The organism is Microbacterium sp. (assembly GCF_048259935.1).
Taxonomy (GTDB): Bacteria; Actinomycetota; Actinomycetes; order Actinomycetales; family Microbacteriaceae; genus Microbacterium.
The window spans coordinates 70,283-84,510 of the sequence record NZ_JBLXHF010000007.1 but is presented as its reverse complement, the minus strand read 5'-3'; the positions used below and the strand labels follow the sequence as shown (position 1 = coordinate 84,510).

16 protein-coding genes are annotated in these 14,228 nt (G+C 66.5%); 7 read left to right on the top strand and 9 right to left on the bottom strand.

All coding sequences use genetic code 11. The features are described from left to right. Positions 1-23 precede the first annotated feature (23 nt). From ACN0RC_RS12685 to ACN0RC_RS12660, 6 genes are read left to right on the top strand one after another with little or no spacing between them, the layout of a single operon-like run. A complete protein-coding gene (locus ACN0RC_RS12685) occupies positions 24-929 on the top strand; it encodes a DUF58 domain-containing protein (RefSeq protein WP_417512264.1) in 906 nt (301 codons plus the stop codon). Then, the gene (locus tag ACN0RC_RS12680; RefSeq protein WP_417512262.1) at positions 916-1,404 is read left to right on the top strand and encodes a hypothetical protein; all 489 of its coding nucleotides are present in this window, start codon (positions 916-918) and stop codon (positions 1,402-1,404) included. Before ACN0RC_RS12685 ends, ACN0RC_RS12680 begins: the two co-directional genes overlap by 14 nt. Continuing rightward, positions 1,395-2,381, top strand: coding sequence for a VWA domain-containing protein (locus ACN0RC_RS12675; protein WP_417512261.1), 987 nt, complete (start codon positions 1,395-1,397; stop codon positions 2,379-2,381). Before ACN0RC_RS12680 ends, ACN0RC_RS12675 begins: the two co-directional genes overlap by 10 nt. Next, positions 2,378-3,451 carry a VWA domain-containing protein gene (locus tag ACN0RC_RS12670; protein WP_417512259.1) on the top strand — a complete coding sequence of 358 codons (1,074 nt, stop codon included), beginning with the start codon at positions 2,378-2,380 and terminating at the stop codon, positions 3,449-3,451. The genes ACN0RC_RS12675 and ACN0RC_RS12670 overlap by 4 nt, the downstream gene beginning before the upstream one ends. After that, positions 3,448-4,203 (top strand): hypothetical protein, encoded by a 756-nt coding sequence (locus ACN0RC_RS12665; protein WP_417512258.1) that lies wholly within the window; start codon positions 3,448-3,450, stop codon positions 4,201-4,203. The genes ACN0RC_RS12670 and ACN0RC_RS12665 overlap by 4 nt, the downstream gene beginning before the upstream one ends. Then, positions 4,197-5,294: a hypothetical protein gene (locus ACN0RC_RS12660; protein WP_417512256.1), complete on the top strand. Its 1,098-nt coding sequence runs from the start codon at positions 4,197-4,199 to the stop codon at positions 5,292-5,294. The genes ACN0RC_RS12665 and ACN0RC_RS12660 overlap by 7 nt, the downstream gene beginning before the upstream one ends. A 42-nt stretch (positions 5,295-5,336) precedes the next feature. On the opposite strand, the gene ACN0RC_RS12655 is transcribed toward ACN0RC_RS12660, so the two are convergent. From ACN0RC_RS12655 to idi, 9 genes are read right to left on the bottom strand one after another with little or no spacing between them, the layout of a single operon-like run. After that, positions 5,337-6,545 (bottom strand): ferrochelatase, encoded by a 1,209-nt coding sequence (locus ACN0RC_RS12655; RefSeq protein ID WP_417512254.1) that lies wholly within the window; start codon positions 6,543-6,545, stop codon positions 5,337-5,339. Then, entirely contained in the window at positions 6,542-8,011 is a 1,470-nt protein-coding gene (locus ACN0RC_RS12650; RefSeq protein WP_417512252.1) for an SDR family oxidoreductase, read from the bottom strand. Before ACN0RC_RS12650 ends, ACN0RC_RS12655 begins: the two co-directional genes overlap by 4 nt. Continuing rightward, positions 8,008-8,898 carry a prenyltransferase gene (locus ACN0RC_RS12645; protein ID WP_417512250.1) on the bottom strand — a complete coding sequence of 297 codons (891 nt, stop codon included), beginning with the start codon at positions 8,896-8,898 and terminating at the stop codon, positions 8,008-8,010. Before ACN0RC_RS12645 ends, ACN0RC_RS12650 begins: the two co-directional genes overlap by 4 nt. After that, positions 8,895-9,224 (bottom strand): lycopene cyclase domain-containing protein, encoded by a 330-nt coding sequence (locus ACN0RC_RS12640; protein WP_417512248.1) that lies wholly within the window; start codon positions 9,222-9,224, stop codon positions 8,895-8,897. The genes ACN0RC_RS12645 and ACN0RC_RS12640 overlap by 4 nt, the downstream gene beginning before the upstream one ends. After that, positions 9,221-9,544: a lycopene cyclase domain-containing protein gene (locus ACN0RC_RS12635; RefSeq protein ID WP_417512246.1), complete on the bottom strand. Its 324-nt coding sequence runs from the start codon at positions 9,542-9,544 to the stop codon at positions 9,221-9,223. Before ACN0RC_RS12635 ends, ACN0RC_RS12640 begins: the two co-directional genes overlap by 4 nt. Then, positions 9,541-11,100, bottom strand: a complete 1,560-nt coding sequence (gene crtI / locus ACN0RC_RS12630; RefSeq protein ID WP_417512244.1) for a phytoene desaturase family protein — start codon at positions 11,098-11,100, stop codon at positions 9,541-9,543. Before crtI ends, ACN0RC_RS12635 begins: the two co-directional genes overlap by 4 nt. Further along, complete coding sequence (locus ACN0RC_RS12625; protein ID WP_417512242.1) at positions 11,097-11,963, bottom strand: phytoene/squalene synthase family protein; 867 nt, start codon at positions 11,961-11,963, stop codon at positions 11,097-11,099. Before ACN0RC_RS12625 ends, crtI begins: the two co-directional genes overlap by 4 nt. Next, a complete protein-coding gene (locus ACN0RC_RS12620) occupies positions 11,960-13,024 on the bottom strand; it encodes a polyprenyl synthetase family protein (protein ID WP_417512240.1) in 1,065 nt (354 codons plus the stop codon). The genes ACN0RC_RS12625 and ACN0RC_RS12620 overlap by 4 nt, the downstream gene beginning before the upstream one ends. After that, on the bottom strand, positions 13,017-13,559 hold the full coding sequence (idi, locus tag ACN0RC_RS12615; RefSeq protein WP_417512382.1) for an isopentenyl-diphosphate Delta-isomerase: 543 nt from the start codon (positions 13,557-13,559) through the stop codon (positions 13,017-13,019). The genes ACN0RC_RS12620 and idi overlap by 8 nt, the downstream gene beginning before the upstream one ends. A 129-nt stretch (positions 13,560-13,688) precedes the next feature. Here idi and ACN0RC_RS12610 point away from each other — a divergent pair, with 129 nt between their 5' ends. Next, entirely contained in the window at positions 13,689-14,204 is a 516-nt protein-coding gene (locus tag ACN0RC_RS12610) for a MarR family winged helix-turn-helix transcriptional regulator (protein ID WP_417512238.1), read from the top strand. Positions 14,205-14,228 lie beyond the last annotated feature (24 nt).

Below are 14,228 nucleotides of genomic sequence, written 5' to 3'. Positions count from 1 at the left end.
ACAGGCTCAGGGACCGGAGGAACATGGCAAGCCTGATCACGCAGGTGAAGAGCAAGCTCTTCATCCACTCGTCGCAGAAGTCGATGCATGCGCTCGACGGCGCCTACGCGTCGCTTCTGCACGGGCGCAGCCTCGACTTCGAGGACCTGCGCCAGTACGAGTACGGCGATCAGGTGCGCGATATCGACTGGCGGGCGACCGCGCGGATGGGGGAGCCGCTCGTCAAGCGCCACCGCGCGAACCGCATGCACACGGTGCTGTTCGTGGTCGACACCGGACTCTCGATGACCGCGCTCGCACACGATGAGAAGCCGAAGAAGGATCTCGCGATCCTCGCCACCGGCGCCCTCGGCATCCTCGCCCTTCGGCACGGTGACGATTTCAGCGTCGTGCACGGCGACGCCCAGCGCATCCGCCGGCGCGCACCGGGGCGCAGCGAAGGGGCGCTCGAGCACGCGCTGCGCGCACTCGATCACGAGATCGCGAACGCGAGCGCACCCAGCGATCGTGACGCGCTGCTCTCGTACGTCGCGCGCACGGTCGCGAAGCGGTGCATCGTCGTGATCGTCACCGATGATGCGCCCGTCACCGATGAGACCGAGCGGATGCTGCGCCGCCTGCGCGTGCAGCATGACGTGCTGTGGATCACGCTGCGCGATGCCGACCCCGTACTTCCCTTCGACAGGCTCAGGGATCCGGGTTTCGGGGGCCAGCGTGCAGATGTGAGCACGCGCTGGGCGGTCCCGGACTTCCTGCACGGTGACCCCGAGGTGCTCGGCGAGATCGCCGCGCAATCCCAGGCGGATGCCGCGCGACGCGATGATCTGCTCGACAGGTTGGAGATCAGCCGCACCGCTCTCGATACGCAGGATGCCGCGGTGGGAGAACTGCTGCGCCTGCTGAATCGGAGGGCGCATGTCCGCCGCTGACGAGCTGTACCCTCCCGCGCAGTACGGGTGGGGCTGGATCTTCCTTGCCCTCGGCATCCTTGCCCTGCTCGCTCTCGCCGTGTGGCTGCTGTTCTTCCTCACGCGTCCGAAGCGCAGCATCACGCTTGCCGGTCACATGCCGATCGCTCCGCCGACGGGCGATGTGCTTTCTATGCTTCGAATGGAATATGACGCGGAGATCACTCGGATCGAGGCCGCATACCGGGCGGGAACCCTGACTGCGCGCAGCGCGAACCTCGAGCTGAGCCGCGTCGTGCGCGCGTTCGTCAACGAGTACAGCGGGCTCGAGGCTCCCGTGCTCGCGCTCGACGACCTCGTGAAGATGGGTGTGCAGCCGGCGCTCGTCGAAGCGATGTCTCGGCACTACTATCCGAACGCCTTCCGCAGAGGCGCAGCCCTCGACCCGCACGCCGGCGCAGAGGCCGCCCGCAAGGTGGTGGCCACATGGCACTAGCGAACTGGTGGGTCGTCCTCATCGTCGTCGCGGTGATCGTCGTCGCGATCGGCACCGGCCTGCTGATCGGCCTGCAGCGGGGCGCGCGGCACCAGTGGGCACCGAGCGCGCCGATCGCCCGTGCTGAACGTCTGCGGGCGCTCCCCTCGTTCCGTCGCGCCGTGCAGCGACGCACTGCCGCCCTCGCCGGCGTCATCGCCCTCGGCGTGATCGCAACGGTCATCGGCGGCGTGGTCGCCGCCCGGCCGATGTCGTCCCAGACGATCCAGCCGGTGAACACCAGCCGCGACATCATGCTGTGCCTGGATGTCTCAGGGTCCATGAGCGACGTCGACGTCGAAGTGCTCACGGTGTTCGAAGAGCTGCTCGACGGCTTCGAAGGCGAGCGCATCGGGCTGACGATCTTCAACAGCTCTCCTGTGCAGGTCTTCCCGTTGACCGATGACTACGAGTTCATCCGCACGCACCTCGAGAGCATCCGCTCGAGCTTCGATTACATGGAGGAGATCCCGGAGCACTGGGTCGGCACTCTCAATGGCCCCGGCGCCTCGCTCATCGGCGACGGTCTCGCATCCTGTGCCATGCGCTTCGATCACCGTGACGACGAACGCAGCCGCTCGATCATCCTCGCCACAGACAACGAGCTCGCCGGGGCCTCCATCGTCTCGCTCGAGGAGGCTGCGAGCTACGCAGCATCCGCCGGTGTGCGCGTTTTCGCCCTCAACCCCGTGCAGGGAGTGAACACCGAGATCAGCGACGAGCTGGTCGCCGCCGCCGAGGCGACGGGCGGCGAGGCCTACGGGCTGCGCGACACGACGACGGTCGCCGACATCATCGCCGACGTGCAGGAGCAGGATGCCACCGAGCTGCGCGGCCAGGCACAAGTGGTCTGGACCGACACCCCGAACGTGTGGATCGCCGTGCTGTTCGTGCTGGCCCTCGGATTCATCGTGTTGATGTGGAGGGTGCGCCTGTGATCTTCCAGCCCGTCCTCAACATCTTCCTGCTGATCCTGCTGTTCGCGCCGGTCGCGGCCATCGCCGTGTGGATGCTGACGCGCGGACACCCTTCGACAGGCTCAGGGACCGGTATGTGGTCGCTGCGCCTGGTGATGCTGCTGGCGTGCTTCTTCATGCTGCTGCGTCCGGGCATCCCCGGCGGTGCCGTGCAGACTCTGGCAACCGATACCGACATCGTCATCGTGCTCGACACCACGGCGAGCATCGTCGCAGAGGACTGGGACGGCGACCAGCCACGGCTCGAGGGCGTGCGCACCGATGTGCAGTCGATCGTCGATGAGTATCCGGGTGCGCGCTTCGCGCTGATCACTTTCGGCGCCGCGGCGGAACAGCGACTACCGCTGACGACAGACACCACTGCGCTGATCTCATCGCTTGACATCCTGCAGCCCGAGGTCACATCGCAGTCGCGGGGCAGCTCGATCGGCATCGCACGCACGATGCTCGAAGCCACGCTCGCCGCGGCGGCGGAATCCGCTCCCGACCGCTCGCGCATGGTGTTCTATCTGGGCGATGGTGAGCAGACCGTGACGACCGAACCGGAATCATTCGCGGGCAGCGCGGAATTCATCGATGGCGGTGAAGTACTCGGCTACGGCACGAGCGAGGGCGGCCCGATGAAGATCACCTCCGGCGACCCTTCGACAGGCTCAGGGACCGGTTCGACAGGCTCAGGGACCGATTCGACAGGCTCAGGGACCGAAAGCGGGGGCGGCGAGTACATCGAGTATCAGGGCGCACCGGCCATGTCGGTGCTCGATGAGGCGAACCTGCAGGCGATCGCGGATGAGCTGGGTGTACCGCTCCAGCTTCGAGACGCCGGGACCACACTCGACCTGCCAGAAGCGCCGACCACGACGACGAACCCTTCGACAGGCTCAGGGATCGGGGGATCGGTGGGCAACGTCATCGAGCTGTACTGGATCTTCGCCCTGCTCATCGTCGCGCTGCTCGGAGTCGAGCTCACACGCGCCACGATCCTCGTGACGCAGCTGCGCGGGCTCGCGATTCGAGGGGGTGGCGCATGACCCTTCCCACGCAGGCGGATGCCCCGGCCGCTCTTCTCGCGGCGAATCGGCGTCGCCGGCGCATCCGGAGCTGGGTTCTGATCGGCACTCTGCCGCTCACTCTCGCGGCGCTGCTGTTCGTCGGCAAACTGCTGAGCATGTACGGCTTCGCCCACCAGGCGATCTCGACCTACGTCGTGGGCGACTACTCGGGCTCGGCCTCGGCCGCGCAGAGCCAGGACTTCTTGAACTGGTTCGAGCCGTACAAGGCTCCCTACAACCTGGGCACCGCCCTCGCGGGCGCGGAAGAGCTCGATGCCGCCCGCAGCAAGCTCGAGGAGGCGCTGCCACTGGCCTCCGGTCTCGAGGTCTGCGCCGTGCGCGTGAATCTCGCGCTCGTGATCGAGCGCCAGGGCGATGCCGCACGCGCGGACGGTGATGGCCCGGGTTCCGTGCAGCGGTACGGCGAGGCGCTGAAGGTGACCGCCGAGACGCCCGAGGAGTGCAACAGCGAAGAGGCCGATCAGCAGTCACCTGACCCTGACCGCAGCATGAGCGACACGCTCGGCGAGCTGCAGGCCCGTCTGCAGGAGAAGCAGCAGCAGAGCGATCAGCAGCAGAACCCTGACCAGGGCGATGAGCAGCAGCAGACTCAGCCAAACCAGGACAAGCTCGACGAGCTGCAGAAGAAGCTCGAGCAGGGCGCCGAGGAGCGACAGCAGAACGAGGGCGATGAAGACGCACCCGGCGGCGGGACGGACAAGCCATGGTAGATCCGAAGCGGGCCCGCTACATCGCTGGCGCCGAGGGCGCGCCTCCTCTTCCGCCGCCCGGTGGCTACCAGGGCGCGAGGCGCCGGGACGCGCAGCCGCCGCTGTTCCCGACTGCTCCGCTCGTCAGCAGCACTGAGACCACGGCCCAGAAGCAGTCCGCCGGTGCCATCGGGTGGATCGCGCTGGTCGCCGCCATACTGTTCGCACTGACCCTGCTCGCGACGCTGTTCGCCGGCGGAACCGATCTGATCTACGGCGCCACGATGCTGGTGCTGCAGCTGATCGTGGGGGGAACGATCGTCGCCGCGCTGTTCTCGCCGCGCGGACGGGTGCTCGGAGCATCCGCTCTGGTGATCACCCTGCTGCTGAATGTCGCGACGGTGGGCGCGATGAGCGCGCTGCAGACCTCGGCATCCGGAAGCTACCGCGGGCAGCAGACCGCGCAGCAGCGACACGAAGCCGCATATCCGGGAGTCCAGGATCTATCGGCGGGAGAGGTTCTCGCGCAGCCGTCACTCGAAGAGGTGCGAGCAGAGAGCGATGCCGCGTCAGCCGAGATCCGCCAGCGCCTCAGCGATCGCTTCGGGTATACGTGGACGCAAGTCGGACCAGAGGACCTGCGCCCCGAACGCAACGGATACGGTGGCGAGTCGATGCTCGTGCAGTACATCTCCGTACCGTGGATGACGAACGAGCAGATCCAGGACTACGACCGCAAGCTCGCCGTCATGCGCGTGATCGAGGATGTGCTGGTCGATCGTGGCTTCTACGGGATGTACTCGTTCAACGAGCCGACCTCGAGCTTGGACGACACGATCCTGGAGAAGTTCTACGGCACCGCAGACCCGTACACGCAGCACACGTGGGAGTGGTACACCGACAACTACCCCGATCCGCTGCGGTTCTACGCCAATGTGTACGACCTCTCGAATGACCCCGCTGGCGAGCTGCGCGCCGAACGCGAGGCCGACAGCGCGAAGACCGGTGAGCCGCTGGAGGGTCTGCAGATCTTCTTCCTCGCCCCGCAGCTGCTCAGCGAGGCTGACCGAGAAGAGTTCGAAACGCGGATGCAGGACTACCCGGGGTACTGAGCCCCCTCGTCCGTAGCATCCGCCCCGAATCGGGGGCGGATGCTACGGCTGAAGCCCCGCGATCGCCGGCTTGAATCCGAGCCGCGGGTTCTCGCAGCATCCGCCGCGGCACACATCGAACCACGGGCCTATCTCGGTCTCGTTGAGGCGTCGTTCGACCGGCACGCCGAGAATCCGCTCGCGTACGAGGTCGACAAGCGCGCTGACGAAGGCAGGGTGCGTGCCGGGAGTCGGGGTCCGAGCGAACCACAGACCGTGCTCTTCCGCGGTCTCGCGCGCCTCGGTGTCGAGGTCCCACATGACCTCCATGTGGTCGCTCACGAAGCCCAGGGGGACGACGATCACAGCCGTCCGTCCCTCGAGCGCCTCGATCGTGTCGTTGATATCGGGTTCGAGCCATGGCTGCGACGGCGGACCGGAGCGCGACTGGAACACCAGCTGCCAGGGAACCTCTGGTGCCGATTTGGCGATCACCTCGCGGGCGACCGCCAGATGCTCTGCGACGTACCCGCCGCCGTCGACGCCGGCGAAGACCGCGCCACCGGAGTGCGCCGCGTCCCCGGTCGGGATGCTGTGGGTGGAGAAGAGCACCTCGATGTGCGAGTCGTCGTGACCGGCCAGGCGTGCCGCGGTGAGCGCGTCTCGCAGACCCTCGATGAAGGGACGGATGAACCCCGGATGCGAGAAGTACTGACGCACCTTGTCGATCTGCAGGGTCTTCTGCGATCCCGACGCCTCCAGCGCATCGGCCCAGTCCTCGCGATACTGGCGGCACGAGGAGTATGACGAGTAGGCGCTCGTGGGGATGGCGATCATCGTCCGGACGCCATCGGCCGACGCCTCCGCCAGCGCCTCGTCGAGATACGGCGCCCAGTTGCGATTGCCCCAGTACACCGGAAGTTCGATCCCTTCACCCGCGAGAGCCGTGCGCAGCGCGTGGAGCAGTTCACGGTTCTGCTGGTTGATCGGGCTGACGCCGTCGAAGTGGCGATAGTGGTGCGCCACCTCTTCGAGCCGCTCGTCGGGGATGCCGCGGCCACGGGTGACGTTGCGCAGGAACGGCAGCACGTCATCCTGTCCCTCTGGGCCGCCGAAGCCGGAGAGCAGGATCGCGTCGTACGCCTGCGGCACCGTCGTGTGCTCGGCGCCGTCGCGGGTCGCATCCGTCGCCGAAGGCACGACGGCGCCCTCCGCGAGGTGCACCCCCGTGGCTGCCGGTGGCTTCGTCTGCCGTCGCGTCGAATCGTTCATCGTGCTGTTCCCTTCTGCTCCGCCTCATGCAGGATGCTGCGTGCCATGCCGTTGAAGATAATCCCATGAAACGGCAGCAGCACGAGCCAGTACAGGCGACCGCTGAGCCCCTTGGGAAAGTACACGGCGCGCTGCCGGTAGGTACTGCCTTCCTCGGCGGGCGCGACCCCGAGCTCCAGCCACCCTCGCCCCGGCATCCGCATCTCGGCTCGCAGCCGCAGCATCCGCCCGCGTTCGATGGATTCGACGCGCCAGACGTCGATGACATCTCCGCTGTTCACGCGGGAGGGATGCCGCCGTCCTCGGCGCATCCCCACTCCGCCGACGAGTTTGTCGATCCACCCTCGCGCAGCCCACGCGAGCGGGAACGAGTGCCAGCCCTTGTCGCCACCGATCGCCTCGATCACGTTCCAGACTGCGTCCGGGGATGCCGCGGTGCGGCGCTCACGCAGGTCGGTGAAGACCGTGTGCCCTGCCCACTCCGGGTCGCTCGGCAGCGGATCGCTCGGAGCGCCGGGCACGGTCGCGTTCTGCCAACTGGTCTCGACCTCGCCGTCGGCTTCGCGATGGAGGGCGTACCGAACGGCAGTGCGGTACGCCAGCAGCCCCTCCTCGGGCGGGGCGATGAACTCGTCGATGTCGCGCTCGCGCACGACGCAGTCGTTCTGCAGCGAAGCGATGATCGGCACGGCCATCTGCCGGGGAACAGGGGTCACCAGACCCACCCACTGCGAGGCGAGCCATGGAGTGAGCACCGGCAACGCCGCGATGTGCCGCTGCGGCAGACCCGCCTCGACCGCGTAGCCGTTCATCATCTGGCCGTAGCGCAGAATGTCGGGCCCGCCGATGTCGAAGGTCCGGTTGAGGTCACCGGTGACCGCGACCGCGCGCACGAGGTAGCGCAGCACGTCGCGGATGGCGATGGGCTGTACGCGGTTGCGCACCCACCGGGGCGCGGGCATGTATGGCAGCACCTCGGTGAGGTGCCGGATCATCTCGAACGACGCTGAGCCCGATCCGATCACGATCCCGGCCTGGAAGACGATGGCCGACACGGGACAGTTCAGGAACACCTCTCCGACCGCCGCGCGGGAGGCGAGATGCTCGGAGAGATCGCCGGTGTCCGGATGCAGTCCGCCGAGATACACGATGCGCTGCACACCCGACGCGGCGGCCGCCTCGGCGAACGTCTGGGCGGTGAGCTTCTCCGCGTCCTGGAATCCGCGGCCGGCGCTCATGGAATGCACCAGATAGAAGGCGACGTCGACGCCGTTGGTGGCCCGCCGGGTGGCGACAGGGTCGGACAGGTCGCCCGAGAACACCTTCACCCTGCTGCGCCAGGGGACATCGCGCAGCTTCCAGGCCGAGCGCACGTACACGCTCACTTCGTATCCGGCATCCAGCAGCTGCGGCACCAGGCGGCCGCCCACGTATCCGGTTGCTCCGGTGACAAGCACGCGCGTCATGAGAACAGTCCCTCCGTCGCGCACCAGATGAGCAGCATCGTGACGACGAAGCCCACCGCATAGTTGATGATCAGGAACCGGCGCCACGCACGGTTGGCCGTCCCCGAGTGCGCATCATCGACGCTCAGGTACGGGGCGACGATGACGATGTAGGGCAGTACCGCGACCGCAGCCAGGGCCGCAGGCCACGGGGTGAAGAGCATCAGCACACCGGCGACAAGCCACAGTGCCACGGCGAATCGTACGGTCGCGGTCGCTCCGAGCACTGTGGCGATCGATCCGATGCCCGCCTCGCGGTCGGGCACGATGTCCTGCACGGCGCCGAACGCGTGGCTGGCCATCCCCCAGCAGAAGAACGCAATCATCGTCACGGTGATCGCCGGCGTGACCGTCGTCCCGGCGAGCGCGATGGCGTACAGCGCCGGGGTGACGAAGTGGGTGGAGGAGGTGATCGAATCGAGCACCGGGATCTCTTTGAACCGCAGTCCGCGCACCGAGTACGCGAGGACCGCGAAGAGGCTCACGGCGAGCACAGCCCAGGAGATCGGACGTTGCGCGCTCAGCACGACCAGAGCGACCACGAACGGGGCCGCCAGCACGGCGGCGGCGATGAGCGTCGTGCGGTGAAGGCTGGGAGGAAGCTTCGCCCCCTCTGCCCCGCCCTTGCGCGGGTTGGCGAGATCGGATTCGTAATCGAACACATCGTTCACGCCGTACATCGCGAGGTTGTACGGCACGAGGAAGAAAAGCGTTCCGATGAGGAAGGCGGCATCGATCCGCCCGGTCGTCAGCAGATAGACGGCCGCGAACGGAAACGCCGTGTTGATCCAGCTGAGTGGGCGGGATGCGATGAGCAGAGTGCGGATCGTCGAGGGCCGATCAGTCATCGTGACCTCCTCTTTTCAGGTGTGGCACCGAGCAGCTGCCAGACGCCCGAGAGCAGAAGTGCGCCGGCGAGAGGATAGAGGAAGTCCTCGATCGGCATGAGCCCCAGACGGATGCCGGAGATTCCGTCTTCTCGATAGTCGAAGAATCCGGCGGCGATCATGATGTTGTCGAACACTGCGGTCAGAACGAGCAGAACGAGCGTCGCCACAGCCCATGCTGAGAAGTAGCGGCCGAGGTCGCCACGTCGACGCGCCTGGACCGCACCGACGATGAACACCACGAGGCTTGCGCCGACGAACGGCAGCGAGAGAAGCAGATATGTCATCGCTGGTCCCTCCGCTCGCACCGGCGCTGCCAGCCGCTCAGCAGGATAAGGGTCAGATAGCTGAGGAAGATGAGGAAGAGCAGCTCTTCGATGGGGAACTCCGGAGCCAGCAGCACGCCGGTGGCCCAGTGCGAGTCGACATGCCGGAACACTCCGAGACCGATCCCCGCGGCATCCCAGCCGATGAAGAAGAGCACACCGATGGCGAGCGCGACCGCGGATGCTGTGGGGCGGAGTCGGAACACGAGCCGGAAGCGCACATCCAGCAGCACCAGGCACGCAGTGCTGGTCAGAAGCGCGGCAGCATAGATCCAGCTCATCGGATCTCCGATGGTCCGGGGGAATGATCGCCACGCACGAGCTTGAGCACGAGCTCGGCGCTGATCAAGCACATCGGAAGCCCCACTCCGGGAACAGACGTCGCTCCCGCGTAGAACAGCCCGTCGACCCGGCGCGAGCGTGTCACGCCGCGGAAGAACGCGCTCTGGCCGAGGGTGTGCGCGGGGCCGAGCGCACTGCCGCGGAAGCTGTTGAACTGCGCTTCGAAGTCGGCTGGGCCCACTGTGCGTCGCACTACGATGCGATCGGCCAGGCCGGGGATGCCCGCCCACTGGGCGATCTGTCCGATCGCCCGATCGGCGACGGCTTCCACTTGCGAGTCGCCCGTCTCTGCTACTCCGCCGTGACCGATGGTCGTGTCGGGAGGAAGCGGAATGAGCACGAAGAGGTTCTCCTGACCCGCTGGTGCCACACCGTCATCCGAAGCGCTGGGCTTGCACACGTACAGTGAGGGCGCACCGGGCACGCGAGGCGACGCGCCGAAGATCGCGTCGAAGTTGTCGTGCCAGTCGTCCGAGAAGAACAGCGTGTGGTGCAGGAGTTCGGGAAGCTCGCCCTCGACGCCGAGCATGATGAGCACGGCGCTGGGACCTGTGACCTGTTTCTCCCAGCGCGCTGCCGGATAGGAGCGATCCTCTGGGTCGAGCAGAGCAGTCTCGGTGTGGTGCTCGTCGATCGCCGAGACGACGATGTCGGCATCCAGGCGATGGATCTGACCGTCGCGTTCGTACTCGACCGCCTGCACCGCCCCATTCACGCTGAGGATCGACCGCACGTCGCTCCCGGTGATGATCTCGACATCGTTCTGCGACGCGATATCGACGAGAGACGTGATGAACGCCCGGAATCCGCCGATCGGATACTGCACTCCGTCGACGAGATCCATGTGACTCATCAGGTGGTACAGCGCCGGGGCCTGGAACGGAGACGTGCCGAGGAACACCGCGGGGTAGCCGAGGATCTGTCGGAGCATCGGGTCCCGGAAGCGGCGAGAGACGAACGCCCACAGCGAGCGCGTGAGCAGCGGAACCACAGCCGGCGCAGCGGTGAGCACCGCCCGCGCGGTGAAGTCGCGCCACGACGAGAACGGGTTGTAGAGGAACGAGCGCACCGAGGCGCGATACGTCTTCGTCGCGGATTCCAGATAGCGGCGGATGCGATTGCCTGCACCCGGTTCGCGACTCTCGAAGATGTCTGCCGCGGCATCTGCTCCGCTGCGAACATCGATCGGCTCAGCGAATGCGCCGCCGTGCGGCTCACCGTAGACGCGGTAGCCGGGGTCGAGCCTGACGAGGTCGAGCTGTTCGGCTGTCGTCGTGCCCAGCATCCGGTAGAAATGTTCGAAGACCTCGGGCATGAGGTACCACGACGGGCCGGTGTCGAAGGTGAACCCGTCCTGTTCCCAGGATCCGGCGCGGCCCCCGAGATCGAGGTTCTTCTCGAGCACGGTCACGCGATGCCCGTCTTTGGCCAACAGGCTCGCCACCGCGAGGCCGGTCACTCCTCCACCGATGACGACGACGCGTGAGGGACTCATCGGGCCGCCTTCTTCGCCAGAGCGCGAGCGAGGATGCGAGCCTTCACAAGGTTCGGAACGCGGACTCGAGTGTGGGCCAGCACGGAGGCCGGTGTCGATTCGATGCGATCGGTGAGCTCTCGGAACATCTCCTGCGCCGCCCACACCGACGCGCGGCAGCTGTGCGCGAGCAGCGGGACGGCGCGATCGGCGACCCGCAGGTCATCTCGGATCGATCGGACGATGTCGGTCTTGACGGCTTCGGTGAGCTCCGTCGCTGTACCGGGAAAGTAGGCTCGTCCGAGATCGTCGTGGTCCTCGGCGTAGTCGCGCAGGAAGTTGACCTTCTGGAAGGCAGCGCCGAGGCTTCGCGCGCCGCCTGTGAGCAGTTCCCGCTCCTCAGGGGCGCGTTTCACGCCCGCTTCGAACACCGCCAGACACATCAGCCCGACCACCTCGGCCGACCCGTAGATGTACTCGTCGAGCTCTGCGGCGTCGAAGGTCTCCGTATCAAGGTCGCGCCGCATCGACGCGAAGAATGAGCGGCACAGCTCCATGTCGATCCCGTACTCGCGTGCAGAGAGAGCGAATGCGTGCACCACGAGGTTCGTGCTGAACCCGAGCCGCAGGGCGCGTGCCGTTTCGGCTTCGAGTTCGTCGAGCATCACGCCACGCATATCGACATCCACCCCCGCGGCCTCAGCGGGGCCATCGACGAGTTCATCCGCGAGCCGCACGAGCGCGTAGATGCGGGCGACGTGGTCGCGAACGACAGGGTCGAAGAGACGGCTGGCCCAGCTGAACGATGTCGAGTACCGGCGAATGACCACGGACGCGCTCTCGCGCGCAGTCTCGTTGTAGAGGTCGAGTCCGTCGCAGCTCATGAGGTCCTGGTGGCGCACGCCGTGGTCAGAGCGGTCAGCTGCTCCTGCAGCGCGATCGGCAGCGTCGCGGATTCGATCGCGGCATGCACCTGTTCGCAGCGCTCTGCGATCACCGATTCCACGAAGACCGTCGCTCCGGATTCCTCGATCACCCGTCGCAGGAGCTGGGAGTCGGCGACGCTGAGGGTGGCATCGCCGAAGAGATGTGCGACTTCGGACCAGGAGGGATCGTTGCGTGCACAGGCGATCAGCAGCGTCTCCTTGCCTTCGCGCAGATCACTCAGCGTGGATTTTCCGGTCTGCCGCTCATCGCCGGACACGCCGAGCACGTCGTCACGCAGCTGGTAGATCACTCCGATGCCACGAGCGATCGCAGTGAGCTCGTCGATCAGATCCCTGGGTGCACCCGCGAGGACGGCCGCGAGCACGAGCGGAGCGGCGAATGAATACGACGCGGTCTTCTGATCGATCATCGTCAGCACATCCTCTGGGTGCGCCTGGTCGAGGTGCAGACTGAGCCAGACGTCGCAGTGCTCGCCTGCGGCGCTCTCGAAGATCGTGTCGTCGAAGACATCGAGAACAGCGTGCCGACGATCTTCTGGAATGTCCAGTCGCGCGAGCAGAGAGTGCGCGGTCGTGAGCATGAGATCTCCGGCCAAGAGCGAGGATGCCTCGCCCCAGGCGCGCGCGTCCGAACGGGAAGCACCCCGCACCATCGCCTCGGACGCGAACCGCCCGGTGATGTTCATCTCGCCGCGCCGCATCAGATCCTTGTCGATCACATCGTCGTGGATGACCAGCGCGAGGTGGAGGAGTTCGACGGCGCACGCCGCGTCGACGGCAGCGCGTTCGTCGATGCCACCGAGCGCTTCGTAAGCATCCAGAAGCAGGCGGGGGCGGACCTTCTTGCCGCCGTGCGCCATCGCCGTCAACGACTCCCAGAGCTGCGCATACGGTGCGCCGAACCCTCGTGAGCGTTCCTGACCTCGAGCGAGGACCTCGGCCAGTCTCGACTCGAAGGTGAGCGTGAGCGGGCGCAGATCGGCGGTTGCGTCAGACATGATCTCCCGCTCTCGACGAGGTGGACGCGAAGTGCGGGACGAGCTCGGGAAGATGCGCGACCAGCCAAGGACTGAACGCCCATGGGGTGGAATCGACTGCCGTCGTCAGAGCTGACACGGTCGTCCACTGGATCTCGGCGACCTCGTCAGGGTTGGGATCGAGCGTCGAGACGGCCCGCGCGATGAAGACAGGGCAGTGCTCGTTCTCTTGGATGCCTGAGGCATCACGGGCCGAATAGCCGAAGTCGGGAAGGGCGCAGACGATCTCGGACACCGTGATCCCGAGTTCGAACTCCGCCCGCCGGCGGACGGCGTCCTCCATGCTCTCTCCGGGTTGCGGATGCCCGCACACGGAGTTGGTCCACACCCCCGGCCAGGCGACTTTGCCGAGCGCTCGTCTGGTCACCAGGAGCCGACCGTCCTCATCGAGAACATGGCAGGAGAACGCGAGGTGGCGCGGCGTCGAGGTGCCGTGGACCGCGGACTTCGGCTGGGTCCCGATGGGAGCACCCTCGTCATCGACGAGCACGATCATCTCCACGACGAGATCCTTTCATTAGCCCAGCTAGAAGTTAGCCAAGCGTAACAGCTATGATGGGATCGTGCACCATGGGATCACAGGGCACCGTCGCCGAGCACAGGCGCAGGGCACAGGAAGGTAGCGATGCGCTACTTCTCGGAAGACTCCGACCTCATCGACCAGTCCGGACTCTCCGCGGACGAAGTCGATCGATGCTTCCGCGTGCTCGAAGGACTGCGCGAATACCAGAACGCCGCGCGCGCTCTCTCCGAGGCGTCGAAGCGCTATATGAAGCTCAATGAGAGCGACATGCGGGCCATTCGGATGATCCTCCGGTCGGCGCAGCAGGACCGCATCGTGACGCCGAAGGACATCGCGCGGGAGGTCGGCATCTCCGGCGCATCGACCACCAAGCTCGTCGACCGACTCGTCGAGGGCGGGCATCTGGTGCGTGTTCCCCACCCGAGCGACCGACGAACGACCCGCTTGGAAGTCACCGAGAGCACCCGGCAGTCGTCGCGTGACACGATCGGGCGTCAGCACGCGCGGCGGTTCGCTGTCGCCGCCTCGATGAGCGACGATGACCGCGTGGCCGTGATCCGCTTCTTCAAGGCCATGGTCGACGCGGATCTGCCCCAGGGCGAGCTCGCGACCTCCTGAACGACGCGTCACCGCTGACGAATT

Coding starts and splice junctions, on each gene's coding strand:
- ACN0RC_RS12685 (WP_417512264.1), top strand. CDS start 24: ATGGCAAGCCTGATCACGCAGGTGAAGAGCAAGCTCTTCATCCACTCG.
- ACN0RC_RS12680 (WP_417512262.1), top strand. CDS start 916: ATGTCCGCCGCTGACGAGCTGTACCCTCCCGCGCAGTACGGGTGGGGC.
- ACN0RC_RS12675 (WP_417512261.1), top strand. CDS start 1,395: ATGGCACTAGCGAACTGGTGGGTCGTCCTCATCGTCGTCGCGGTGATC.
- ACN0RC_RS12665 (WP_417512258.1), top strand. CDS start 3,448: ATGACCCTTCCCACGCAGGCGGATGCCCCGGCCGCTCTTCTCGCGGCG.
- ACN0RC_RS12660 (WP_417512256.1), top strand. CDS start 4,197: ATGGTAGATCCGAAGCGGGCCCGCTACATCGCTGGCGCCGAGGGCGCG.
- ACN0RC_RS12655 (WP_417512254.1), bottom strand. CDS start 6,545: ATGAACGATTCGACGCGACGGCAGACGAAGCCACCGGCAGCCACGGGG.
- ACN0RC_RS12650 (WP_417512252.1), bottom strand. CDS start 8,011: ATGACGCGCGTGCTTGTCACCGGAGCAACCGGATACGTGGGCGGCCGC.
- ACN0RC_RS12645 (WP_417512250.1), bottom strand. CDS start 8,898: ATGACTGATCGGCCCTCGACGATCCGCACTCTGCTCATCGCATCCCGC.
- ACN0RC_RS12640 (WP_417512248.1), bottom strand. CDS start 9,224: ATGACATATCTGCTTCTCTCGCTGCCGTTCGTCGGCGCAAGCCTCGTG.
- ACN0RC_RS12635 (WP_417512246.1), bottom strand. CDS start 9,544: ATGAGCTGGATCTATGCTGCCGCGCTTCTGACCAGCACTGCGTGCCTG.
- crtI (WP_417512244.1), bottom strand. CDS start 11,100: ATGAGTCCCTCACGCGTCGTCGTCATCGGTGGAGGAGTGACCGGCCTC.
- ACN0RC_RS12625 (WP_417512242.1), bottom strand. CDS start 11,963: ATGAGCTGCGACGGACTCGACCTCTACAACGAGACTGCGCGCGAGAGC.
- ACN0RC_RS12620 (WP_417512240.1), bottom strand. CDS start 13,024: ATGTCTGACGCAACCGCCGATCTGCGCCCGCTCACGCTCACCTTCGAG.
- idi (WP_417512382.1), bottom strand. CDS start 13,559: ATGATCGTGCTCGTCGATGACGAGGGTGCTCCCATCGGGACCCAGCCG.
- ACN0RC_RS12610 (WP_417512238.1), top strand. CDS start 13,689: ATGCGCTACTTCTCGGAAGACTCCGACCTCATCGACCAGTCCGGACTC.